The sequence below is a fragment of the Salinimicrobium sp. CAU 1759 genome (assembly GCF_054482715.1).
In genome coordinates this window covers 133,152-158,197 of the sequence record NZ_JBTLRK010000002.1, presented here as the reverse complement: position 1 = coordinate 158,197, position 25,046 = coordinate 133,152, and the positions used below count along the sequence as shown (strand labels likewise).

Annotated in this window: 24 protein-coding genes; 9 read left to right on the top strand and 15 right to left on the bottom strand. The window is 41.8% G+C overall.

All coding sequences use genetic code 11. The features are described from left to right. Positions 1 to 8 precede the first annotated feature (8 nt). The gene (locus ACXYMT_RS11770; RefSeq protein ID WP_459059309.1) at positions 9 to 614 is read left to right on the top strand and encodes a hypothetical protein; all 606 of its coding nucleotides are present in this window, start codon (positions 9 to 11) and stop codon (positions 612 to 614) included. A 117-nt stretch (positions 615 to 731) separates the two neighbouring features. Further along, positions 732 to 1,703, top strand: a complete 972-nt coding sequence (locus ACXYMT_RS11765; protein ID WP_459059308.1) for an ion channel — start codon at positions 732 to 734, stop codon at positions 1,701 to 1,703. Positions 1,704 to 1,874: 171 nt separating this feature from the next. On the opposite strand, the gene ACXYMT_RS11760 is transcribed toward ACXYMT_RS11765, so the two are convergent. From ACXYMT_RS11760 to ACXYMT_RS11690, 15 genes are all read right to left on the bottom strand, one after another. After that, complete coding sequence (locus ACXYMT_RS11760) at positions 1,875 to 2,627, bottom strand: DsbA family protein (RefSeq protein ID WP_459059307.1); 753 nt, start codon at positions 2,625 to 2,627, stop codon at positions 1,875 to 1,877. A 12-nt stretch (positions 2,628 to 2,639) separates the two neighbouring features. Next, positions 2,640 to 3,566 carry a manganese catalase family protein gene (locus ACXYMT_RS11755; RefSeq protein WP_459059306.1) on the bottom strand — a complete coding sequence of 309 codons (927 nt, stop codon included), beginning with the start codon at positions 3,564 to 3,566 and terminating at the stop codon, positions 2,640 to 2,642. Positions 3,567 to 3,666: 100 nt separating this feature from the next. Continuing rightward, positions 3,667 to 3,963, bottom strand: a complete 297-nt coding sequence (locus ACXYMT_RS11750) for a c-type cytochrome (protein ID WP_459059305.1) — start codon at positions 3,961 to 3,963, stop codon at positions 3,667 to 3,669. Between the two features lie 49 nt (positions 3,964 to 4,012). Continuing rightward, positions 4,013 to 5,458 carry a PQQ-dependent sugar dehydrogenase gene (locus tag ACXYMT_RS11745; protein WP_459059304.1) on the bottom strand — a complete coding sequence of 482 codons (1,446 nt, stop codon included), beginning with the start codon at positions 5,456 to 5,458 and terminating at the stop codon, positions 4,013 to 4,015. A 305-nt stretch (positions 5,459 to 5,763) separates the two neighbouring features. Beyond that, complete coding sequence (locus tag ACXYMT_RS11740) at positions 5,764 to 6,603, bottom strand: DUF4138 domain-containing protein (RefSeq protein WP_459059303.1); 840 nt, start codon at positions 6,601 to 6,603, stop codon at positions 5,764 to 5,766. A 2-nt stretch (positions 6,604 to 6,605) separates the two neighbouring features. Next, a complete protein-coding gene (traM, locus tag ACXYMT_RS11735; RefSeq protein ID WP_459059302.1) occupies positions 6,606 to 7,523 on the bottom strand; it encodes a conjugative transposon protein TraM in 918 nt (305 codons plus the stop codon). Further along, positions 7,520 to 8,128, bottom strand: coding sequence for a conjugal transfer protein TraK (locus tag ACXYMT_RS11730; RefSeq protein WP_459059301.1), 609 nt, complete (start codon positions 8,126 to 8,128; stop codon positions 7,520 to 7,522). The genes traM and ACXYMT_RS11730 overlap by 4 nt, the downstream gene beginning before the upstream one ends. Positions 8,129 to 8,145: 17 nt before the next feature. Continuing rightward, entirely contained in the window at positions 8,146 to 8,973 is an 828-nt protein-coding gene (locus tag ACXYMT_RS11725; protein ID WP_459059300.1) for a hypothetical protein, read from the bottom strand. Between the two features lie 12 nt (positions 8,974 to 8,985). Continuing rightward, the gene (locus ACXYMT_RS11720; RefSeq protein WP_459059299.1) at positions 8,986 to 9,555 is read right to left on the bottom strand and encodes a conjugal transfer protein; all 570 of its coding nucleotides are present in this window, start codon (positions 9,553 to 9,555) and stop codon (positions 8,986 to 8,988) included. After that, positions 9,552 to 11,963 (bottom strand): TraG family conjugative transposon ATPase, encoded by a 2,412-nt coding sequence (locus ACXYMT_RS11715; RefSeq protein WP_459059585.1) that lies wholly within the window; start codon positions 11,961 to 11,963, stop codon positions 9,552 to 9,554. Before ACXYMT_RS11715 ends, ACXYMT_RS11720 begins: the two co-directional genes overlap by 4 nt. After that, positions 11,950 to 12,231 carry a hypothetical protein gene (locus ACXYMT_RS11710; protein ID WP_459059298.1) on the bottom strand — a complete coding sequence of 94 codons (282 nt, stop codon included), beginning with the start codon at positions 12,229 to 12,231 and terminating at the stop codon, positions 11,950 to 11,952. Before ACXYMT_RS11710 ends, ACXYMT_RS11715 begins: the two co-directional genes overlap by 14 nt. Next, positions 12,231 to 12,518: a hypothetical protein gene (locus tag ACXYMT_RS11705; protein ID WP_459059297.1), complete on the bottom strand. Its 288-nt coding sequence runs from the start codon at positions 12,516 to 12,518 to the stop codon at positions 12,231 to 12,233. Before ACXYMT_RS11705 ends, ACXYMT_RS11710 begins: the two co-directional genes overlap by 1 nt. A gap of 222 nt (positions 12,519 to 12,740) precedes the next feature. Then, the gene (locus ACXYMT_RS11700; protein WP_459059296.1) at positions 12,741 to 14,126 is read right to left on the bottom strand and encodes an ApeA N-terminal domain 1-containing protein; all 1,386 of its coding nucleotides are present in this window, start codon (positions 14,124 to 14,126) and stop codon (positions 12,741 to 12,743) included. Between the two features lie 99 nt (positions 14,127 to 14,225). Then, a complete protein-coding gene (locus ACXYMT_RS11695) occupies positions 14,226 to 15,119 on the bottom strand; it encodes an alpha/beta hydrolase family protein (protein ID WP_459059295.1) in 894 nt (297 codons plus the stop codon). 444 nt (positions 15,120 to 15,563) lie between these two features. Then, positions 15,564 to 16,796: an IPT/TIG domain-containing protein gene (locus tag ACXYMT_RS11690; protein ID WP_459059294.1), complete on the bottom strand. Its 1,233-nt coding sequence runs from the start codon at positions 16,794 to 16,796 to the stop codon at positions 15,564 to 15,566. Between the two features lie 553 nt (positions 16,797 to 17,349). Here ACXYMT_RS11690 and ACXYMT_RS11685 point away from each other — a divergent pair. The 7 genes from ACXYMT_RS11685 to ACXYMT_RS11655 all read left to right on the top strand — a co-directional run bounded on the left by ACXYMT_RS11685 (position 17,350) and on the right by ACXYMT_RS11655 (position 25,044). Beyond that, positions 17,350 to 17,538 carry a hypothetical protein gene (locus tag ACXYMT_RS11685; protein WP_459059293.1) on the top strand — a complete coding sequence of 63 codons (189 nt, stop codon included), beginning with the start codon at positions 17,350 to 17,352 and terminating at the stop codon, positions 17,536 to 17,538. Positions 17,539 to 17,714: 176 nt separating this feature from the next. After that, positions 17,715 to 18,074 (top strand): ArsR/SmtB family transcription factor, encoded by a 360-nt coding sequence (locus ACXYMT_RS11680; protein ID WP_459059292.1) that lies wholly within the window; start codon positions 17,715 to 17,717, stop codon positions 18,072 to 18,074. After that, a complete protein-coding gene (merTP, locus tag ACXYMT_RS11675) occupies positions 18,071 to 18,664 on the top strand; it encodes a mercuric transport protein MerTP (RefSeq protein WP_459059291.1) in 594 nt (197 codons plus the stop codon). Before ACXYMT_RS11680 ends, merTP begins: the two co-directional genes overlap by 4 nt. Then, positions 18,664 to 20,010: a dihydrolipoyl dehydrogenase family protein gene (locus ACXYMT_RS11670; RefSeq protein WP_459059584.1), complete on the top strand. Its 1,347-nt coding sequence runs from the start codon at positions 18,664 to 18,666 to the stop codon at positions 20,008 to 20,010. Before merTP ends, ACXYMT_RS11670 begins: the two co-directional genes overlap by 1 nt. Beyond that, positions 19,967 to 20,233 carry a GDCCVxC domain-containing (seleno)protein gene (locus ACXYMT_RS11665; RefSeq protein WP_459059290.1) on the top strand — a complete coding sequence of 89 codons (267 nt, stop codon included), beginning with the start codon at positions 19,967 to 19,969 and terminating at the stop codon, positions 20,231 to 20,233. Before ACXYMT_RS11670 ends, ACXYMT_RS11665 begins: the two co-directional genes overlap by 44 nt. Positions 20,234 to 20,296: 63 nt before the next feature. Further along, positions 20,297 to 20,617, top strand: coding sequence for a DUF6660 family protein (locus ACXYMT_RS11660; protein WP_459059289.1), 321 nt, complete (start codon positions 20,297 to 20,299; stop codon positions 20,615 to 20,617). 80 nt (positions 20,618 to 20,697) lie between these two features. Next, positions 20,698 to 25,044: a CusA/CzcA family heavy metal efflux RND transporter gene (locus tag ACXYMT_RS11655; RefSeq protein WP_459059288.1), complete on the top strand. Its 4,347-nt coding sequence runs from the start codon at positions 20,698 to 20,700 to the stop codon at positions 25,042 to 25,044. Positions 25,045 to 25,046 lie beyond the last annotated feature (2 nt).

The following is a 25,046-nucleotide window of genomic DNA, read 5'->3' as shown; positions in this document are numbered from 1 at the left end:
TAACTATTATGAATATTTTCAGAAACTTAATAATCAGCGGTCTTTTATTATTTATTGTGGGTTGTAAGGCAACATTTGACTCTACGGAGGTCCTCGAAATTGACCAAAACCGAAGAGAAATTTTTCAGGATATTGTTGCAAATCCACATATGTTTTCTGATCTGCTTGAGATGGCCGAGAATAACCCGGAGTTGCAGATGATTATGATGGAAAGACACATGGCTATGATGGAAGGCAAGAACATGAAGAACATGATGATGGAAAATCCCGAAATGAAGGAGAAAATGATGGAGCACCGCATGAAAATGATGCAGGAAAATCCTGAAATGCAGGAAATGATGATGTCACGTATGATGGAAAATCCGCAGATGCACCAAAAGATGATGGAACAGATGCAAAAAAGAATGCAGCAAAATCCGGAAATGCAGAACAAAATGATGGAGGCAATGCAAAATATGATGCAGGAAAATCCCAAAATGCGGGAAATGATGATTCAAAGAATGGAAAAAATGCTGGAACAGAACCCCGAAATGATGAAAATGATGATGGAGAGAATGCATGATAATCCACAAATGATGAAGATGATGAAAGAACATATGGAGAAATCGAAGTAGGACCCACAAAAATGGAGTAGACACTTAAGCATCTTAATTATCTCCTTCAATGCTGTTGATCCTTGTGCAGGAACCCGACCTGCACCTTTAAAAAATTAGAAAAAGCGCAAAAATATTATGGAGCAAGTTTTTTTAGTTGCAGGAATCATCCTGCTTCTTATTACCATTTATGATTTCTTTTTTACCACCCTCTCCGGAAGTGGCGCTGGGTTCATTTCAAAATCTGTAGCGAGCTTCTCCTACGTCGCCACCCGACTAAGTTCAAAGATTTTTGGAAGAAAAATATTTGACTACAGTGGCATGATCGTAAACCTTGGGGTGCTTTTTGTCTGGATCTTACTGGTGTGGCTTGGCTTGTTCCTGGTCTACTCCTACGATCCTTCGGGAATTACCAACAGTGATTCCCGACCTGCCAATTGGGTGGAAAGGCTCTACTACACAGGCTACGTGCTGTCTACCCTGGGCTTGGGGAATTTTAAACCCACCACGTCCTTTTTCGAAATAATGACCAGTATTTTTTCCTTTTTTGGATTCATCTTCTTTACCAGTTCTATGACGTACCTGATCTCTGTTTCCTCTGCAGTCATACGAAAAAGGACCCTTTCCCGAAGTATTTCCAATCTTGGAAAAGATCCCGAAGAAGTTGCTGAAAAGCTCAGACAGGTCAATAGCTCTTACAAAGACCAGCAACTGCTTTCACTACAGGAAAAGATCGACAACCACCTGGTAGGTCATCAGGCATATCCTGTGGTGCATTTCTTCAGCCACTCAAATCCCGACAACTGTTTCAGCACCAACTTCACAAGACTGGATGAAGCGCTCACTATCATATTAGATCCCGAAAATAATAAAGAAAAAGAAGTTGGAAGCGAGGAGCTACAACTACTTAGAGATACCATGACTAATCTGTTAGTTCATCTTCACGAGAATTTTTCAGCTTCTCTTCCTGAGCCGGAGAACCGGGTAAAAGAAGGAAGCATAAGTCCACAAAACCTCACCCAAGAACAACTTTCTAATCCGGAGCACCGAAGGGAATTATTGTCCTCTTTACTGCGGAATGAAGGATTCAGCTGGCAATCGATAAAATGACCGAAATCACATCTAATTTTTTGGCCTGAATTGCCTCCGGCTTTAGCCGGAGGATATAGAAAACAGCTGTCATGGCTTTAGCCCAAATTCACCATACTGCCCAACAAAATTAGATAAGCAGGAATTTTCAGAAACTCCTTCTTTTTGATCGGACAACAATTTCACACTTTATCATTGAGAACAATGTTCGTGGGCAGGAGTGATCACTTCCTCCAGTTCGCGATCAGTAAGATTTTCCCAACTGTTGAGATAATCCTCCTTATCAATTTTTCCGTCTAATTCAAGATCTGACTCCATAAGTAAAAATGTCTTTTTCAATTCTGAAAAAGGCCTGTAGCCGGTAATCTGATAGGTCTTTTCTTTATAAGTGATTAATAAAGTGGGAAAGCGTGTTATTCCCCCGGCTTTTGTTTTGTGCAGATCTTCTTTAAAGTTTTTGCTTACTTTATCTGAGAAAAGATCATCTCTGAACTTATCCTTTTTCAGGATTTGCCTTTGATCAAGGTCTTCGGCAACTTCGAAAATAACCTCTAATTCTCCGATGTTTCTTTGGTACATCATTACTGCTTCCCTTAACTTCCGCAGCATTGCTTCTTCTGCAACTTTGGATTGTAAAGCTGCTGCCTTGACCACCATACAAGCCAAATAGGAAGTATCAACAGGATTGGAGATCCAGATATTTTCCTCAATAGGTTGACCGGATATATTCCTGGCCTGCATCCAGAGAGGACCCAGCTGTGCAGGTCGGGCGACATCGTTCATCTGGTCGTTAAAATTCTTCCACTCACTCAAAAGACCGCCCATCACATAATTCAGGTGCAGGCGGTCTTTTAAGAGAAATCTTAATTTTCGCAGCTGGGGCTCCAGGGCCCAGCTCCAGCAACAAAGGGGATCGGTAAAATAATCTACCCTGAAATTTTCCATACAACAGCAATTCTAATATTTACTCCATTGCGCCTCACCTTTAGGCATGGCTTTTTTTATCTCGTCAGATTTCTTTTTACTCAGTTCCTTATTCTTTTTATCCACTTCTTTTGGATCTCTTTCAGTTTTGCCGTTCCCTTTGGTCAATCCTTTGGTTTTCCTAATGTGCTCTATTGGATCTGAAATATATTCCCAGGTCTCACCCATTTCAGGACTTTTACCTTCATTCCAGGGGCCTCTTACATCTTCTCCGTTGGAAAGATTGAAATATTTGTTACTGAATTTTGGATCGCTTTGTAACACTCCCGGCGGGAAATTGGGTTCAATGGTCTCCAGGGCAGCCTGGAACATTTGAAAATGCGCCACTTCACGTGTCATGAGGAATCTTAGAGTGTCTTTTACATGAGGATCATCTGTATGCTGCAAAAGGTATTCATATACTATTTTCGCTCTGGATTCCGCAGCGATATTGGATCTCAGGTCGACCGAAAGATCTCCATTAGCAGTAACATAAGCCGAGGTCCATGGATTTCCATTACTGTCTGAAAGTGTAGGTCCACCCCCGGAAAGGTTGAAGAACTGTGGGTTTACCATGGCATTGTGGATAAAGTCTTCCTTGGATGCTTTTCCTTTCAGCAGAGCCATGATCTCAGATTCCTCAGCGGCATTTTTCAGATCTCCGTGGATCCCTTTTAAGAGCATTTGGATAGTGGCGCCCACGATCTCGAGGTGACTGAATTCCTCAGTAGCAATATCCATTAGCAGATCGTACTTGTCCGGATGTACCTGTTTGGCTGCAAAGGCCTGGGTAAAATACTGAAGCGCAGCTTTGAGTTCTCCGTTAGCACCTCCAAATTGCTCCAATAGCAGTGTCGCAAAAGCAGGATCGGGTTGAGAAACCCTCGCGTTGAACTGTAGTTCCTTTACGTGGTAAAACATAATTAATTGGATTAATGGTTAATAAATATTTCGGAGTAATTAATTTATCACCTTTCTTCTGCAACCACGGTTAACTATATCGTAAAATTCTGTTATTCTTTTAGTTAGGTCGATCTCTAAGCGCCTGGATATAGTCTACTATCTTGTCAACCTCCTCATCTGATATCTCCTCTTCGCTAAAAGCCGGCATGTCTCCTAAACCATTCCTGATCTGGAATTGTATGGCAAAACCGGGAACAGATGTGCTGACAATTGGGGCACCGAGCCCGGCATCACCTCCCGGATGGCAGGAATTACAGTATTTATTAAAAAGCGCCTTGCCTTCCTGCACTTCCTTCGTCATATTAGCCAATGGCTTTACAGTATTGGCCTCCTTTTTCGAAGATGAACATCCCATGCCCATCAATATTACAATCGCTAAAAAAATTATTCTCCCTCCCATCATCTTATTTTTTTGATATTTTCCATATCACCCCTGTTCCCTGACGTGGTTTTGCTCCTTCCTCTTCAGATACAGTGAGTATTCCGAAATCAACCACATACAAAGCATCCCCTCCTTCATTGAAATGAACTGAGACAGGTCTTTCCAGTCCCCCTGTCTTCAGGAAAGTTGCCGGTCCATTTCCTTTTCCTTTATTGATGGCAAAATTCTCCACCACCCCGTTCTCGGGATTTACCCGCACTACCTTAAATCCCACAGGTCTCATCACCTTCCCTACATTAGGTGCCATGTCTCCAAACTGGGCGATAAAGATTTCTCCCTCATAACCAAAATTGGCATTACGGGATATGTCCATTCCATTGGAAGATGAGTGCACCCCTAATATGGCTACGGGATGCGGTGGGGAATCAGGGTATTCATCAAGAAGTAATTTGGGCGCTCCCTTATCGGGAACTTCCATATGCGAGATTTCATGGCCGGCATTATGATCGGGCCATCCGTACCAGGTTCCTTCCCTGATCTTCCAAAGCACATCTCCTGTTCCCCAGACCGGCCTGCTGCCTCTCACATCATAACTGTTCTCTGTAATAAAGAGTTCTCCCGAAGAGGAGAACGCCATCCCGTAAGGATTTCTTAATCCCCAGGCCATCAGTTCCGGCTCTCCTCCTTCTATGGGAATTCTCAGGATCGCCCCGTTGCAGGGAATCTCTCCCTTGATCACCTGCCCTTTTTTGGTAGCTTCTCCAAAAGGTACATAAGCACCGGTCGTAACCTCATCGTCAGGGGCATCTGTCAATGGGTTTTTACTGGTGTAGTTAATTCCTTTGAGAACAACGTCCTTACAGGGAATATCGTGAAATTTCGGTTTGCGATACAACCATCCAAAAGAAGCATTATCGGGACCGACCACGGCCGAATTGGTCGCAGTGCCCTGCCCGAAATATATATAGTTATCTTTTATGGCAGGACCGTTCGTATGATGGTCGCCTACACTGGGAAGGTTTTGAACCAAAGTATCCACTTTACCATTGCCACTAATCCGCAGGATCTTTCCGCCTTCCATTTGTCCGCCTTCTGCAACATAAAAATTACCATTGTGATAAGTCATTCCGGTCCAGGGGCCATTCCTGGCTCCTTCCACAAGCAGCTCCGTACTTCCATCTCTATTCACGCGCAAAAGTTTTGGCGGAAGAAATATTTCTCCATAGGCGTACCCTGATTCGGTGACAAAAAGCTGTCCGTCTTCATTTTCCACAACCGCAGTGGGAAAGGTGAGGCCGCGGGCAATCACTTCTACTTTATACCCATCAGGAACTAAAACATCTGCGGGGTTCACTTGCCGTTCCCCCGGTTTATAGTTGATCTGTCCCCCTCCCTTGGGGTCAAGATTGGCACATCCCTGTAAAAAAATCAGGAAGCTCAAAATATACATGCGACTGTAGCCTCTCATAGCAATGGTTTTAAATTAGCAAGTTCGGGGGAATTTAAGGATCACTAATTTAAAACATAAAATACCGTACTACAGTCTTTTATATCAAAAAAAATCATAAATTCTAATCAAGGTGGATTAATCAGGAACTTATGACATGATAGAGGATCCATCCCAGTCCAAACAAACCAATTGACCCATGGATCACGGCTACCCATGTCCATAGGTACTTGTATTTCGGAAGGAGCCGAGAATTCATAGGGGTTTATGTACGCTGACTTCAATTTAGAAGCAACAACCGCCCTTTTCAGCCTCTCCTCCCTTACTCATTCCCTAAACCCCATCCTCAAATACCGGCTCCCCTTTCGCTCTCTCAGCTCTACCTCTATCTTCTCATTCTCCCCTACCGTGAATTTCGGCAGTACCACGACAAATCGTCGTTTTTGCTGATGAAAAACCAAATCGGGAAATTCATGCCGGTAGACCGGATTGATTAATAACTTTTGGAAAGAAGCATTTCTTTTTCGGTTGCCCCTGGTCAGGTAAATGTTCAGATAATCCAATTCGAAATTGATCGCAGATCTGTTCTGGATCTCCATCACCATGAAGACTTCATCTTTGTAATAGATCATGTCCTCCACCCTGATCTTCATCCCCTTCTTCCGCTTTGTTTTGAGGTTTCCATCAGTCGTTTTCAGGTAATAAGCCGAAAGGTTTTCCAGATAATTTTGACGTCTGGCAAGGCTGTCTGATTCTTTTTTATGAATTTTCACGTCTTTCTTCGAATCTTCAGCAATGACAGGCAGAGAATCCGGTGTGGGTGCTTCCTGGCCGATGCGATCTTCTTGCTTTATAAAATAATTCAGTTTTGGAAGTTTGTCTTTATAGCTAAGGATATAAGAATAAACGCTACCGTCTTCGGTAAGTACCAAAAGATTGCTTTCCCTGCCCGGCAGCCCTTTCAGCAATCCTAAATACTGGGCCCGAGCTTCGTTAAAGCTAAAGGTGAAGTTCTCTGCCCCAACCGTTCCCTGCCTTACCTGTGACGGAAAAAAGAGCGCGGTATTGGTGAAATCATTCGCATAAATGGTATCTAAAGATTTACTTTCCTGCGCAATGCAGACTCCTGTAAAAAGGATAAACAGTAATATCGTGAATGTTTTCATGATCATGGTTTTAAAATAAGTTGATATTGGTCAATAACCGTCACCTTTACGTTCCGGTTATTGCGCCTGAAGATGTTTTTGATTCCGCCTATCTGCGGCAGGCCTGCAATGTTTATATCCTGGATCACATCATCCAGCACCTCCCGGGTCGCCTCCGAACGAAAGCTGTTTTCCACATAGATCCCTTCATTCCCGTCCTGCAGGTCAAAAGCCTTCAGTTTGACCGGAGTATTATTGATATGGGTGATCTTTATCATCACACGGTTCGGCTGAAAGCTTATAAACCCGTAAAGAAGGGTGTTCTTCGGAAAATGAAGGTCATTGATTGTGGCATCAGAGGTCAGGATCAGTTCCAGCCGGTCATTAATCCGTACCTGTTGACCTCCGTTTACCGCAGCAGAAATTTCCGGATTGGCCGCAGGAATTTCTTCGGGAACAGGAGGTGAAATGGGTGCCGCGTTAAAGAAATCCCGGTGTGCCTCTGCAAATTCAACAGCGGAATTCATTGGCTTACGAGTTTTGATTTCTTCCGAAGCTTCTTCAACAGTCTCAGGCTCGTAATACTCGTCGCGGTAACGTCCTTCCTCGTAGTCGATCCTCCCCCAGTTATAGATGCTATCCACCGTTTGTTCCTTCTTTTTTTCTTCCAGGAAAGGGTCGTAAATCCCCATGGAATCCAGTAACTTTTCTGAATAAATACTGGGGGCATTGGATTTCCTTACTTCCTTGAGGTCATTCAGAGCATCCATTTTGGAGTTATAGTTGGCCTTCTCCTCTTTCAGGGCCGGTACAACAGGCTGCTTCAAATTGTCTGCAGGCTCTTCCTCTCCCATCAAGACCAATGACGAATAGGCAACAAGGAAAATGATGACTATTACAATGACACTGGCAAAAACGATCTTGTTCTTTTCTACTTTCATTTCTGTATCTTTCTTAAACTGTTCTCAAAAAATTCGGTGATCAATAACCCATGGGTGTTCCTGGGGAAGTGACGGTCTACCTTTATCAGGTTTCCGCTGGTCAATAGTTCATAATCGTCCACTACGCTGCCCCTGTTGATCTCAAACCGAATCATGGTCTTAAAGGCATAAGGCTCCCTGGACAGGTCCAATTCAGTATCTATGCTCTTTACCTTTTGCACCAGGGAGTACTGGACCAGCCGGTTGTATAAACCATCGGCTTTCTTCTGCCGGTAAACATTGTCCACAGAACTGTTACCTAACCACAGTGCCTTGTCCAGGTTGCTCTCGTAATTACTGGCATCTATTCCATAGAAATAGCGGTGAAACTGGTCCAGGTGTGCCAGTGCTTCGACTTCCTGATTCTCTTTCTGCTCGGTCAGCTTCAGCGGAATGACAGAACCATCTGTATTCACCGCGAACATGCTGTTGAGCATCTTATGGTTCATATTGAACACCAACCACAGGGAAAAGGCACTGCTCAGGAAAGCCACGATCACCACGGCCAATACTATGAAGCGGTTGATCTTTAGTACAGAGTAAATATTTGTATAGGGTGTTTTCATAATTTAAGTTTAGAGTCTTAGGAAAAAAGCCGGAATGTGAAGGAGATAGCCCTGGTATATAATTTGAATTTCAGAAAAACGATAAATCCCACAGACCCTAACTGAATGATAGGCGCAAACACACCACTATCGGCACCGGGTCCCAACAGATTCTCCCAAAAATTGGTATTGATCTCCACATACAATAGGTTGATAAAAACATTCACCAGGAAAAAAGCGGGCACGATCATATAAACGGCGGCATACAACCGGAAAAATCGGTAGCCCATTTCCCGGAACTTCTCAAATACAGCCATGCTGATCACCAGCGGAAAAAAGGCCTGCATCAGCCCCAGCAGGAAAAAACGCTCGGCCAGGAATAAGGGATAAATAAAAAGGTCCATGATCCACAGGAACAAACCCAGGATAAAGGCAATGACCTTCATGGGGTAAAAAGGGGTGACCAGGTATTCATAAAGCATGCTCATCGCCTTTGCCCCTGCCTCTAAAAAGTTGATATCCTCTTCGATCTCCATTTCCTGAAGCTGCAAAGGAAGTAGTGCCGGTGCCGTATTGCGGTATTCTGTTTCAATGCTCACCAGGATCCCGTCGAGGTAGCCCAATATTTGGGTGGAGAAGATTACCAGCAAAACGATCATAAAATTCTTGATCAGCTCTGCCGGACTCAGTCCCCAGGTATAGCCGTCACTACTGGCAGCGCCTTCGCTGTACTTCTTGATGATGTTCACCAGAAAGAACAAGATGGCCAAGGCCTTCATCCCCATTATGGTGTAGGTTGAAAAGCTACTTGCCTTGATCGTTGTGAACACTGCATCCACATATTCGAGTCCTATTGAAGCAGGCATTCTGTTCTCTGATTAATAGTCGGTTTCCCGGTTATTGATCCTGCTTTGCATTTCCCTAAAGGAAATGATCGTCCTGTAGCGCTTATTCTTGAGCTGGATCTCGGCTACCATTTCCCGGGATCGCTCTTTCTGGGCTTCCAAGATCACCAGCCGTTCTGCATCGGTCATGGTCAGGTAATTGTTGGTAAGCAGTTGCTGCATGAAATTCAGATCCTCCAAGGAACTCTCAATAATTGAGTTGAAAGATTCCGAAATCCGGTCAATCTCCTCTGCCTTAATAAAAGGGGAATTCAGGATCTCCCTCAGGTCATTCTGTACAGTTGTGAACAGCCTCTGATTGTTGTCGATGATCTCCTGGACCGCCTTTAGCTGTTTCAGCGCATTGCTCACCTGTTCAATACGCTCCTTCTGCTCTTTCAGGAAGTTCACAGTCTTTAGCAGTTGAGAGGTCTGTTTGGCCGATTCGATCAGGGATTTCCCCAGGGCCAGGAAACTGGTGTTATCATAGACCGGCATTCCTTGTGAACGCGCCGTTTGGGCCATTAATAGCACCATCAGCACGAGAATCATTTTTGTTTTCATTTTGTTGAGTGTTTGGTTATAAAATCTGTTATTGCTTGTTCCATCGAACCCGATCGCTCGTACAATTCCATTAGTTCTTCATTCTCTTTGCCGTCTGTGAGGTATGCGGCATACACTTCTTTTGGCACCTCCAGCCTAAAGATGTTACTCTCCCGCCCTATCTTGATGAACATCTCTGTGTACTTCTGTACTCCCGTAAGTTTATTCCTTATGGATTTCAGCTGATTCACATCGTGGCTGGAGAGGTTTAACCGCTTCTGAAGTTGTTCGTATCCTTTCTCATTATGGAGGCTGTAGATTACCTGAGTGTTCTCCAGGATACTGGCGGAGGTAGCGTTCTGCGGAAGCTGATTAATGGACTGTAAAATTATCCCAATCGCCCCATTCTGTTTCCGTATCGCCTGGTAATAAAATTCCACGCTCTCCAGGACGTTCTCGAACTTGAGTTGTTTGGCAAACTCATCGAACAGGATGATTCCTTTTTCTGAACGGTTCTGCCAGATTGTTCTCTGGATAGCCGATTTGATCAGCTTCAACATTACCGAAAGGATCTCTTTGTTATCCTTTATTTCGTCCAGCTCAAAAACGATCAGCCGCTTTTCTTCGAGTTTAAAGCTCTGATCCTCCTGCACTTCAAACAGAAAACTATATAGCCCATCCTTCACATATTCAGACATGATGTGCAGAAAATTATCCACGTTAAAGTAATCGGAATGGATCTGCAGCTCGGTCAGCAGGGTCTTCTTTTCTGCCTTGATAAAATCATAGAAAGATTCCATAGAATGGTCTCCCGGGATTCGATCATAGTAATGCCGCAGGATCTTTTTTACTGCCACCTCCTGCGCCTTCGTGGCTTTTACTTCGGAAGCGAACAGCTCCAGCAGAAAAGTGGAAAGATCCTCCAGGTGCTGCGGATTCAGATCCTGGCTACTACTGATGTAGAACGGATTGATCCCTAAACTCTTCCCTTGCTCATACCGAAGGATAAGATGATCTTCGGGATACAGCTTCGCAAATTTATTATAGGAGCCTCCCAAATCGATCACCACCAGCCTTACTCCGCTTTCAAAATATTGCCTTAGAATGTTGTTCGCCAAAAAAGATTTGCCTTCTCCAGTAGGGGCGAAAATGGCAAAGTTGCGGGCTTTGATACGTTTCTTCCTTTCATCCCATACGTCTTTCAATACCGGGATGTTATGCTGCCGGTCATTAAAGATGATCCCGGTATCATCAGATTTGTAATTGGTGTTGTTAATGTACAGGCAAAGGGCGTGCTTCAAATCGGCGACATAAAGGTCTTCATCAGAAAAATTGGAAGAGAAACAGAAGAAACTATTCAGTAAATAGTTCTTCCGTTCTTCTCCCAGCGGATAGTGGGGGACAATATCCTGCTCCTTAAATTCGGTCTTGATCTTAGAGCCTATCCTGCCCAGGTTGCTCTCCTTCTTATCCCAATAAATGACGTTGAAATGGCCGCGAATCACTCTTGAAGTGTCATCTTCATTGATACGATCCACAATATGCTGGATCTTCTCCAGGATATATTTGTTTTGGCTGCCAAAATTCGTGCTCTTCTTTAGTTCTTCAATTCGCTTGTCCAGCAGTTTCCGCCACTTCAGTTTATCATCCATATAGATGATCTGGTTGATGATATGATTCTCATTCAGGTTCAGCCCCAACCCATCAGGGAAACCCTGGTGAAACACAAAATCATCAGATGTGAATCGTTCGTTGGTCTTGCTGGACTGTACAGTTTCGCCAAAGCACAATTCGCTGTTTACCGCCAGCACCTCAAAAAAATTCTCCCCAATCTGTGGATGAGAATTTTTCAGCAGCAAATCGGTGTCAAAACCTTCATTAAACCCATTGAACCAGGAAGCGGTTAATTCGAGGATTTGCTCTTCGCCCAGCGGAATGAGGCTTAGTTTCTTACTATTGTTAAGGAAAGAAACCGTGTCATTCACCGCTCTTTTAAAATCCAGGAGCTCGTCTTCCAGCTGTACGGGAATCTTCTGCGACAGCTTCTTGAAAGGGTTCACATATTTTGCATTGTTCAGCGCCTTGTTCTTTGGCCAGAGAAAAAATAGGAAGCACCTGTGCGTCAAATGCTCCCTGCCTTTGAAATAGTTAAAGGTGGCCTTCTCCAAAAAGCTGTTATTCGGAAGCTTTTCTGAAGTGTAATTCCTCTTGCGATAGATATCCTGCTTATGTATCACGCACCCGCTCGAAAGCGAACGCAGGGCTTGAAACCAGATCCCGTGCAGATCCTCAAAATCCTTTTCTGAAAGGGAATAGACCTCCGGGAGGTCCACTTCATAACACAGCACCAAATTCCCGTTGTTGGCGAAAACCAGGTTTTCCCGAATTTCAATGACAGGATGGACTGCGGCGAGATTAATTTTCATAATACAACCCGGAGGATTTTTTACTGGAGAGCATTTCGGGAAAGACTTTTCGAAAGTTGAGCAATTGGGGATGCTGTGTGATCTTTATCAGGGCAATATAAAGCCCAATGTTGATGACCACCGCACCAGTGATCACTGCAACACTGAAGGAGAAAATGATCCCTAAAAGGGAACCAATGACAGAGAGCATCATCAAAGCGAAGAATGCTATAGGGAGGCCGTAGATGAGTGCCCTCTGCCTTATGTTCCTGTAGATCTCGTAGCGCTTCATTAGACGACGATGCCAATGAGGTACGTAAAAATGCCTACCACGGCCCCCGCGATCAACACAAAAATGAGTACCCGGGTGATCCCTTTCTTGAGGTCGGCGTTTTCACCAAAGAAGTGTCCGGCATTAAAGAGGAATCCCACCAGGAAAATGACGCCCAGGATTATGGGGAAAATAGCTCTGATCGTGTCGGCAATATCAGCGACAGAATTTTCGATCCCTCCTATCTGCGCGAATGTCGGGATCGAAAAAAGCATCAAAAAAGCAGAAGCGTAAAGTGATCTTTTCATCGGTCTTTGTTTTTTAATTCTTACCGATGTTGAAACTATTACAGAAGGTCTTCTGAAGCCGAGAAAAGAAAAAGTTTAACTGTTTTAGGGGGTGGGAATTGTGTATTATGTAAGGGAAGAAAGAGAAGAATGAATTTTCTTTAATTTAAGAACTACCCAACGACTTTATTACTGCTGACAAAACTCAATGACCGGAGCAAAATCGAATCATTTCGCTGTAGCCTAAAATCTGGAGTCATCAAACGCTTGAAAATTGTATTGGTTGCCTTTTAGTTTTTTATTTATACATTCTGACTCAAATCCTAATCCACTTAAAAAAATAGCTTCTAAGATCACTTTTAATTTAGAGTTCATAATAGAAAGATTATCTCCATCTTTTAGGACTAAGTGCACAGATTCAACATCCTCATGGACCAAATGATGCCGGGTTTCAACAACATGATCAACAAATTTCTTTTCATTCTTAACTAAATCTTTTAAGCTCCCTTTGTGTAAATCTAAAATAAATAATAACCGGTCCTTTAAAGTCTTAGGAACATAATCCTTAAGCTGCTTCGATAGCCATTGATAGTCATTTTTATTTTTGATTTTAGACAGTACCCTCTCCCTATTTCTTAAAAATTTTCCACCTCTCTTATTCTCGAAATTAGGATGCTTTTTGCGTTGGTATGTTTCTATTGCAATAATCAAGTTCAAAAACTTATCTTCTTCAAATCCTCGATTCTCGTTGAGGAAACCAAAATAGTTTAAAACTGAGAGAACAAATTTGTCATGAAGTTGAAACCAGATTTCCAAAATATTCGGAAGTTTCCCTTTATTATTTTTAAAATTAATAGGCATTCCGAATGAACGGATGTTCCTTTTTATCAGGTTCTTATTCCGCTCCTCCTTATAGTATGTATATCTGGGAGAAGGAAACCCATTTATTTTATTCTCAACTTGAAAATTCTCGAATCTGAGGGGTAATCCAATTGCCAAACAGAAAAAGTTTTTAATTAAGAAGGCCATCTTCTTTATTTCTTCTAATTCCTTTGAAACTTTAAATTGTAAAAGAATAAATGCACTTTGTCCAGCCTTAAAATCTGTATATAAAGGAAAATGTATATTAGCCCGAAATGTTCCCTTAATAACCAGTTCTTCAGATTCGAACAAAATAATGTCGTCAGGCTGATGATACTGCACTTGATAACCCATTTTTTTCTCTGAGTATTTGTTGATCTTAAAACCGGAGTTAGCAAACCATTCATCAAGATAAGTGACTTTTACATGAACTCGATTAAATAGTAATTTGCTATCAAATTCCTCGCCTGGACAGATCAAAAAACTATTAATCACGTATTCAGAATAATTGTCTGGACCCATTTTAGTCGCAAAGCCATCTAATAATTTGAATGAAAAGTTTTTGTTGGAATGCTCATCTTTAGCTAAACCAATTATCATTTTTTGATCATTAAATGTCAGAAGGTCGTTGGGATTACTCTTTAATTTACCTATGGTATGAAGTCGATAGGTTTGGGATTGTGAATCATAAATAAAATTACCGGAAACCTTGTTGTCCTGCCCTTCAGGAAGCCACCAATATCCCATATAAATATTACCAATGTCCATAGTTGATTTTTAAGCAATTAGCACAATGAAAAGATTAATTTTTTTAATTCCGAAATTCTTTCAGAATTGCCTGTAACATTTTTCTGAAGTTTCTTATCATTACAGATGTTCCATTGCCCAGCTTAAGCATTCCCGTGAATCCATTATACTCCAGGAATGGGGATGTTTTGTTCCGTCGGGGCGAATTCCTTTGCCGTGCGTGACAATTATCTCTGCATGGTTATTTCCTTTTCTTTGCAACAAATTGATCATTGCAGAAATATCAGTGGCATTTAGATCGTAAAGATCTCTCTGCCTGTTTTTAATTTGCCATTCGATCGCCGGTTCTGTGTAAATTTTTACAGGAGTACCTATTAAATATTTGGCGTTTCCTCCATCCTCTTCGCTGTGGGAATAAATTGAATATTTAATATATTCGGCAGGAACTTCTTCAGGGGTGCCTCCAAATTCTGTTTCATACATTTCCATTAGCCACTTCCCCTCGCTAACAGCTGCTTCGGAAAAATTTCGTTCCACATCTCTTTCGGCCTGATGGTATAAATGGGCAAAGTCCAGCGGCGGGTCAAGTGCAAAAACTGCTTTGGGATCAATGAAGGTACTGCCCTTTTCTCTGTTCGCTTTTTCGGCGTAGGTAAGGGAGATCATCCCGCCAAGGGAAAGCCCTCCAAGAACAAATTTGTCCTTCGGTATTTCGTATTCTTCAACTACCATTTTAAAAACAGTATCTAAAAATTCGTGTGCATCTGTGAATTTTGCTGAACTCCAATTTACAGATGGGAAGATCACCAGGAGATCTTGTTGAACGGCAAGTTCATGTAAGGTAATTTGATTCATTACACTTTCCACCAGTTCACCTGTTGATGGCAAGATCACCAGGCAACCAACAGGTTTAGCATTGGGAACAATTTTGATGTAGAAAAGACTTTCTGTGTTAGTTGGTTCAAAGTTGTATAGCCCGTGTGGGTCCTCTTTGGACACCACTACTTTTTTCATAGTTTGTCCAAATATCAACGTGCTAAAAAGAAGGAAAAAACAGGATAAGAATGTTAACCTTTTTGTCAAAATAGATTTCTTCTTGTGATTGGGTGTAAGGAAATTAGGAGCTCAAAAGAAACAAAAGGCCCAAAGAAAAAACTGTAGGGCCTCCAAATTACTACCTACAGCCATTCTTTGAACACGTAATTCTTTCGCCCGTGTTAGTCCAGTGACTGGATTGTTCATTAGTGTTAAAGCCACATCCGGTTTTACCGCCTTTGTTGCCGCTATGAACTTCTCCTGTTGGTGTGTGTTTAACTGCCATCTGTTTAATTTTTAAGATTGTTTTGTGAAGGTACGGCTAAATTTTAACATCACATTATGGTTTTCCACATCGTCTGTAATACTTTCCAATACCAAGGTCTGAGACTAGCGGCAACAAATGTTGAGGAGCTCGAAGTTTTAATTTGAATAACAAAGCTCGTAATAAACATCACTCATTAAATCCACTTGAGTAAAAGTTTGGGCCGTTGGATCTATGATAAACAAGCCATTTGAAATATTATCATTATCGTCGGTCAAGGAACTTATTCCAATGACCTTATTGTTTTGATTATCAAATATTAAACTTTCAACGAACTGACTGGTTTCCAAATCCAAAAGTTCGGTTTCATTTCCACTAGTAGTATTGATCTCAATAAGTTTAGTGGAAGTTGTGTTAGTATAACCTGGAGAGTCTTTAATAGCAAACAATTTACCTTCATCTGAAAGCGCAAATTCATAATAAAAATTGTCACTCAAACTCATAGTACTAAAAGTATTAGACACGATGTCAATACTAAAGAGATTATTTGTCACATTACCATTTTCATCTTCTACTGAACTAACCCCATAGATTGCGCTATTGTCGTTATCATAAACCAGACTTTCTACAAGATGATTAGTTCCCAGATCTAAAAGAACCGTCTCGCTACCGGTGGTAGGATTAATCTCAACTAACTTAGAAGATGTGGAATTTGAATAACCGGGTGCATCTTTAACAGCAAACAGTTTACCTTCATTTGAAATAGAAAGTTCATAATAGACATTCTCGCTCAGTTCAATAGTGTTGACAGTATTAGCTGAAATATCTATAACATGTAATGCATTGGAGATATTTCCATTTTCATCCTCGGTATAACTTATCCCGATGATAGTATTGTTTGCTGTATCAAAGACAAGACTCTCTATCAATTGATTGTTCTGAAAATCGAAAAGAACAGTTTCATTTCCATTGGCAGGATCAATCTTCACAAACTGGGTAACAGTCGAATTGGAGTAGCCGGGAAAATCCTTCACGGCGTACAAAAAAGATGAATTCTCTGAAGAAGTTTTAATAGTGAATTCTCCTACTACACTTGTTTCACCATTATAGGTAAAAGTAATATCCCCTGATGTTGCATTTTCAGGAATTTGAACCCTGATAAATCTTGAAGTAATTTCTATTATTTCCCCTTCAATGTCATTGAATCTGATTATATAGTTATGAGAAGGATCGAGATCGCTACCGTTTAAGGTAAGGATATCACCGCCGGCAACATTGTTTGTTGAAATATATTCTATAGTGGGATTTTGTTCTTCTATTTTCTCGGAGTCATCTTTTGAACAACTTATTAATAGGACACATAAAAGGGAGACTGTAATAATGTTCTTCATTATTGTTTTTTTAGATATTTTTTGTTGTTTTTTTCTTCTGAAGTTTCAAATAAGGAGACTTTTCCTGCTGCTAATTGTTTTTCTAATTCTTTGATTTTAAACCAGATTAAAATTTTGAGTTACTTCAATTTCCTTCTTTGGACTTTATCCATTGCTTCCTTTCAACGATCGCAGTGGACATGAGGTCGAGAGATGATATGTAGTGAGTGTTTAATGATATCTCATATAACTAAAAATAGGTGTCTTGGTTTTTAATCATAGGATTAGCTCCTAAAATTTGATTGGTCCTTTTCATATCAATAAAAACATTGTTACCATGGATTATGAATTTTTCCAATAAATCATCTGAAACATTCAATGATTCTAGGAGTAGATAACCAACTACAAAGTCAAACAGGAAACTGATATAAAGTAGTTCATACTCTGAATAAATATTTTTGTTTTCTAAATTGCTGTGTACATGATAATCCCTAGACCTAAGGCTCACACTTGGATGCAAGAAAAAGGAATATATCCTTTTCAGGAGTAGCGGTTTAACCATTTAGAGAAAGAAATGACATTATTTGTAGATGGCCACCAGCCCGGACAAAAATGGCTAAAAGACCGCAAAGGCCGCGAATTGAGCTTCGAGGACATCTTACATTACCAGAAGATGATCGTGGCGCTAACAGAGACCCATAGGCTAATGAAGGAGATTGATAAGGTGGGGATATTGAAAGAAGAAATGACTGTTGAGCAGTAGGTAATATTCGTAAATAAGAGAAATAGTTTTAAGAGAAATTCTGCCACGGATTCTCATGGCTCTGATGGGATCACTTTTTCCACCTGAGCTAATTCCCGACTAATTTAAGATTTTCTATTCCGAAGCTTATTTAAGCAATTGCTTAAATAATTTATTACTTTTGTCGAATGAAGGATATGAACTGCATACGTAAAGAAGCCGATTTAGAGCAAATTAAACGATGTCAAGAGCAAATTTCCGAAGCTGAAGAGTTAGTAGATGCTTTAACCGATAAGCTCTCCCTGGTTAGTAACAGTGTAAGACTAAAGATTCTTTACGTCCTGGAGACCGAAGAAAGATTATGCGTGTGTGATCTAAGTGACATCCTGAACATGACCATTCCGGCAGTTTCGCAACACTTGCGAAAATTGAAGGATAGAGATTTTGTGAAAGCGGAAAAAGAAGGTCAGACCATATTTTATTCTCTTCGGAATGACCATTGGGACCTCCTTGCTCCCTTTTTCAATTTAATAAAACATCAACCTGAAGCTATATGAAGACAAAAAACAGCTTTCTTGGAGTAGGTATTCTAACTGGTATTGCCAGTTCCCTTTGTTGTATTGCTCCCATACTTGCTATAGCAGCAGGAACAGGAAGCATGGCAGGTGCTTTTGCATGGCTGGAGCCTTTTAGGTGGCCACTTGTAGCAGTTTCTATAGTTGCTTTGGGATTCGCCTGGTATTTGAACCTGAAGTCTACAGATGATGACTGCGGCTGTGAGAGTAATTTTCGATCTTCTTTTTTCCAGTCCCGTAAATTCTTGAGTGGTGTGACTGTTTTTGTTATTCTGAGCCTGGCCTTTCCTTATTATGCGCAAGCTTTTTATCCTTCTGATGAAAAAGAAGTGGTTTTTGTTCAGGAAAAAAATATTCAAACGGTAGAATTCTCTGTGAGTGGTATGACCTGCACAGGCTGTGAGGGTCATGTAAAATCTGAAGTTAACAAGCTAAACGGGATTGTCACCTGCAAAGTTTCTTACGAAGAAGGTAATACGGTTGTTGAATTCGATAGTACACGCACAAACGTTGAAGAAGTAAAAACGGCTATTGAACGAACAGGATATAAAGTCACAAAAATAGAAAGATGATGAAGCAATATGATGTAATAGTAATAGGTTCGGGCATGTCTGGTATGACAGTTGCCAATAAATGTGCATCCAAAGGTTTAAAAGTTGCTGTAACCGATGAACTACCTTATGGAGGAACTTGTGCGCTTCGAGGATGTGACCCAAAAAAAATAATCATTGGTGCTACCGAAGTGAGAGACTTCGCTCAACGATTGGCGGGAAAAGGTATTGATACTGTTCCTGAAGTTAACTGGAAAGACATCATCGCTTTTAAGCAGGAATTTGTAGATGCCATGCCCGGGAAAATCGAAAAGGGATACAAACACAATGATATCGACACCTATCACGGTGCTGCCCGCTTTATTAGCAATGATTCAGTTGAAATCAAGTCGCAAGTTTTAAAAGGAGATAAAATTGTTATCGCCACAGGAGCCAGGCCACGCAAATTAACTTTTGAAGGAGGTAAATACGCCTTGACCAGTACAGATTTTCTCAACCTGAAGGAGCTGCCAAGGTCCATGATCTTTATAGGCGGCGGTTATATTGCCTTTGAATTTGCACATATCGCCCGGCGATGTGGGGCTGAAGTTACCATTATACATAGAGGAACCAGACCTTTAGAAAATTTTGACAAGGATATAGTTCAGCATTTGTCTGAAGCAACACAGAAGATGGGCATAAAATTAGTGCTTGAAACAAACGTTACCGGAATCAAAAAAGAAACAAAAGGTTTTACTGTTGTTGGTGAAAAAAATGGTTCTGAAGTAGAATTTATGGCTGAAGCAGTTTTTAACAGTGCAGGAAGAGTGCCTCATATCAATGATCTGGATCTTAAGGCTGGATCTGTTGCTTCAAACAAAAGGGGTATTGAGGTCAATGAGTTTTTGCAGAGCACTGCAAATCCCAACGTGTATGCTGCAGGAGACGCTGCCGACAGCAATGGACTTCCGTTAACACCAGTAGCCGTTTATGAAGGTCATATTATTGCTTCCAATATTATAAAAGGAAATAGCAGAAAGGCAGAGTATCCACCCATGCCCTCAGTGGTCTTCACCTTACCGCCTATGGCTTCAGTAGGTTTGACAGAAGAGGAAGCCAGGAAGGCCGGAATAAATGTAAAAGTAAATAGTAAAGCGGCCCCGGAATGGTTTAATGCGAAGCGACTAAACACCGAAGAATATGCATTCAAGACCATCACTAACACCGATAGTGGAACTTTAGTAGGTGCACATTTAATCGGTCCGGGAGTTGAGGAAACAATTAATTTTTTCTCTCTTGCTATTTACAAATCGATACCAGTTCAAGATTTAAAGAAAATGATATATGCTTATCCCACAATGGGTTCGGATATCACATCAATGTTATAAAAAATCCAATATGGAAATTAAATTAAATTCTATTCTTACCTGCCCGAACTGCAATGTTTCCAGGGAAGAAACAATGCCTACAGATGCATGTCAATTCTTTCACGAATGTTCCGGCTGTGGAGCTGTTATAAAACCTTTGGAAGGCGACTGCTGTGTGTTTTGCAGTTACGGTTCCGTACCGTGTCCACCAATCCAACAGGCGCAGTCATGTTGTGGCAAATGAAAATTCTAACCAATTAGGAATTCTATAAGCTTTGCTTCTAAGTTCTTTTTTTACCTTTATCCTGTGAAATTCATCGCAGTCATATTATCTTTTTATTTCCTGGGGCTCAACTTTATACCCTGTGAAGACATTGCGATATCTGAAAATCAAGATACTGTCTCAGTCAGTTTGGAAGTAGACCAGGATCAGTCAGGGAATGAGCATGGAACTTCTGATGACTGTCCTCCTTTTTGCCAGTGTCACTGCTGCCACGTGCATGTTGTGAGATTCGAAACAAGTAGCTTCGAAGTATTTGAGCCAAAAATACCCTTTTTGACACCCTTATTTGGGGAGAGCGCAGGCAAGGAAATTGCCTTTTCTCACTTCCAGCCTCCCCGTATTTAATTCAGTTTTAGGATAGCTATATCCTGTTGTCACTGGCCCCGGCCAAGAATTTTATCAAAAACTGAATTAAATTATCATTTATGATTAATAAGATCATTGATTTTTCGATCAATAATAAATTCATTATTGGTCTCTTAACAGTGGTGCTCATTGGTGCAGGGATCTGGAGTGTTTTCCAGGTTCCCGTAGATGCCCAACCAGACATCACAAATAACCAGGTGCAGGTGATCACCCAGGCACCCAATTTAGGAACTGAGGACATCGAGCAGTTCGTCACCTACCCCGTGGAAATTGCCATGAGCAATTTGCCCGGTGTTACAGAGATTCGCTCGGTTTCCAGGTTCGGACTTTCCGTGGTAACTATTGTCTTTGAAGACGACATGGGTACTTATCTCCCCAGACAGTTAGTAGGTGAAAAACTGAATGCGGTAAAAGATGAAATTCCCGAAGGTTTTGGACAACCGTCCATGGGACCTATTTCTACGGGACTTGGGGAAATTTATCAATATACGCTCGAAGTAGAAGAGGAATTTAAGGATGACTACTCCCCTACTGAGCTGAGAACAATTCAGGATTGGATTGTACGCCGACAAATGGCAATGGTGCCGGGAGTTGTAGAAGTGAACGGTGTTGGCGGAATGATCAAGCAATATGAAGTTGCTGTAGAACCCGATGAATTAAAAGCCATTGGACTTTCCATTTCTGATGTTTTTACCGCCCTTGAAAATAACAATCAGAATACCGGCGGGGCTTATATTGAAAAGAACCACCAGGCAAACTTCATACGGGGCGAAGGACTTGCACGAAGTGTGGAGGATCTGGAAAAGATTGTCGTCACTACTTCCGGCGGAGTACCTATAACAGTTTCAGATGTTGCTGATGTTCGAATAGGAAGTGCCGTACGCTATGGAGCACTGACAAAAAACGGACAGGGTGAAGCCGTTGGCGGAATGGTCATGATGCTGAAAGGAGCCAATTCCAATGAGGTCATAGACAACGTAAAAGACAGGATCGAGCAGATTCAGAAATCCCTTCCTGAAGGTGTTTCCATAAAGCCATTTTTGGATAGAAGTGAACTCATTAGTGACACCACTTCCACAGTTACAAAAAACCTGCTCGAAGGAGGTCTGATCGTGATCTTTGTCCTGGTGCTGCTCTTGGGGAACTGGCGGGGAGGTTTAATAGTTGCCTCCACGATTCCGCTCTCCCTCCTGTTTGCTTTCATTCTGATGAACCTTTTTGACGTCTGGGCAAACCTCATGAGCCTCGGGGCAATAGACTTCGGAATTATAGTAGACGGAGCCGTGATCATTGTGGAAAGTACCGTTTTTACCATCCATCAGCGCATGAAGAAAAGAGGCGAATTAAATAAATCTGAAAGAAATTCGATCGCCTCCTCTTCTGCAAAAAAGATGATGAATTCTGCCTTTTTTGGGCAGCTTATAATCCTTATCGTATTTCTGCCAATCCTAGCCCTGGAAGGGGTTGAAGGAAAGATGTTCAAACCAATGGCACTTACCTTCATCTTCGCCATGCTGGGTGCAATGATCTTGTGTTTGACATACGTCCCAATGATCTCTGCTCTCTTTCTGAAGGAAAGTAAAAAGCGAAAGAAATCCTATGGTGACAAATTTGTTGGTTGGGTTCAGGACAAATATGAGCCTCTGTTAGACAGATCCCTAAAAAGAGGAAAAATTGTGCTGGGCACCGCTATAGCATTATTTGCTTTAGCTGCCTTCATGTTCACCAAAATGGGAGGGGAATTTATTCCGCAGCTCGACGAAGGGGACATAGCTTTTCATATTATCCTGAAACCGGGAAGTTCGCTTGACGAGGGAATTGCAACCTCCACAAGAATAGAACAGCTTCTTCTGGACGAGTATCCGGAAATAGAACAGATCGTCACTCGTTTTGGAGTTTCTGATGTCCCAACAGATCCTATGCCTATGGACATTGGAGACAGCTTTATTATTTTAAAGGATAAAGATGAATGGACTTCTGCCGATTCTAAGGATGAACTTATTGCTAAGATCAAAGAAACCATCGGTATTATTCCCGGCGTTAGCTATGAATTTACCCAGCCAGTGGAAATGCGGTTCAACGAACTTCTTACCGGGGTGAGGGAAGATGTTGCAGTCAAACTTTATGGTGAAGATCTGGAGGTTTTGGCAAGTAAGGCGCAGGAGATGGGCAACATTATTTCTACTGTAGAAGGGGTTGCCGATATGAAAGTCGAGGCCACAGCCGGATTACCGCAAATCACGGTCAACTACAACAGGAATAAAACTGCGCAATACGGTTTACAGATCAAGGAGTTGAATTCCCTAATCCAATCGGCTTTTGCGGGCGGAGATGCAGGAGTTATTTTTGAAGGAGAAAGACGATTTGACTTGGTAGTGCGATTACAGGAAGAGGAAAGAACGAGTATTGAGAATATCAGAAATTTGTATGTCACCTTGCCCTCAGGTAGCCAGATCCCGCTGAAAGAGGTAGCTGAAATAAGTTATCAGCCCGGCCCGATGCAGATCAGTAGAGATAACACGAACCGCCGTACCTATGTGGGAGTAAACATCCGGAATCGTGATGTAAAGTCTGTGGTGGAGGATATACAGACCAAACTGGATGCTGAGTTTGAACTTCCACCCGGCTACTACATTCGCTACGGCGGAGCCTTTGAAAATTTTGAACGGGCAAGCAAGAGACTGCAAATTGTTGTTCCTATTGCCCTGCTCCTCATTTTTATCCTGATCTATTTTGCCCTCAAATCCTTTAAGCAAACCACCATGATCTACATAGCCATTCCACTTGCAGCTATTGGAGGAATATTTTCTTTATGGCTGCGGGATATGCCTTTTAGCATTTCTGCCGGGGTAGGCTTTATAGTTTTATTTGGAGTGGCAGTCTTAAATGGGCTTGTACTTATAAGCAGTTTCAATGAACTAAAAGAAGAAGGTGTGAAAAATTTAAACGAAAGGATCAGCCTTGGGACAAGAAGCAGAATCCGTCCTATTTTGTTGACAGCTCTAACCGACGTGCTAGGATTTTTGCCTATGGCGATTTCAAGCTCGGCAGGAGCAGAAGTGCAAAGGCCTCTGGCAACTGTCGTTATAGGAGGTTTAATCACTTCTACATTACTCACGTTATTCATTCTGCCTATTCTTTATAAATGGGTCGAATCGAGGTCGGGAAGAATGAAATTTAAACCTGCAACAGGTGGATCTTTTGCGGTGATTCTTGTCCTGTTCCTTTTACCTGCCGGTTTGAATGCTCAAACAGCTGAATTGTCTCCGCAGGTAAGTCAGGAGGAAGCCGTTGCCTTGGCTCTAGACAGTTACCCACTTCTTAAGAATGAGAAGTCCAGAATTAGACAGGAGCAGGCAATGAAAAGATCTGCCTGGGATCTCGGAGAAACCGAAGTATTTACGGGTGGAGAAGAGCTTGGAGAAGCAGGTGGAATATACACGACTGTTGGCGTTCAACAGAAAGGGATTGACTTGTTAGGAATTCCTTCTAAAAACAAACTTTATAATAAAAGGATCGCTCTTGCCGAAGAAGCTTATGATCTGTCTCAACTTCAGGTGGCACAGGAGGTGAAAATAGCATGGAGTCGTGCCTTTTCCGCAAAGCAACAGTATCTCTTATTTCAGGAGCTGGATTCCCTTTACCAAAAATTAGATCAGGCAGTTAGTCTACGGTACGATGTACAGGCCATTTCCAGATTAGAAATGTTGACAGCCAAAAATAAGGTCAGCCAGATTGCGATTGATTTGCAACAGGCCGAGATGGACTACCTAACAGCCCTACAAAAGCTGAATCTGTGGCTGGGAGATGAGGAAGTCTATGATGTCCCGGATGATTTCGGCGATTTGACGGAGGATGAAATTTTCCTAACCGGAGATCTGCCTGAGGATCATCCTCTTTTGGAGGTTTCTGAACAGAAGGTCTTGGTAGCAGAAGCAGCTTATGCTGTAGAAAAGGCTAATTTTCTTCCTGACTTCAGTGTTCAGTATGGACTTCAAAAAGTGAATGGAGCAACCGGTTTTTACAATTATCAGGCGGGTATTTCTATTCCAATTCTTTCCGGAGCTGCATACGGCCAGGCTAAAGCGGCAAAAATAGAAAAGGAAATTGCACAAAGAGCTGCCGACTTTCAGAAAGACCAGATAAGAACAGATTTTGAAATTGCCTTGAGCAATTATAAACGATGGAAATCTTCCTGGCTGTTTTACAAGGATGAAGTCCTGCCCTTACTGAAGGAACAACGGGAGGGCTCATTACTTGCCTTTAATGAAGGTGCCATTGAATATGTGGCCTTTATTCAGAACTTAGACAATGCAATGGAGTCAGAAATCAAAGCGCTCGAGGCTTTTGAAAATTACCAGATAGCCCTTGCAGAATTACAATTTTACCTAACTGGAAAAAACTAAAA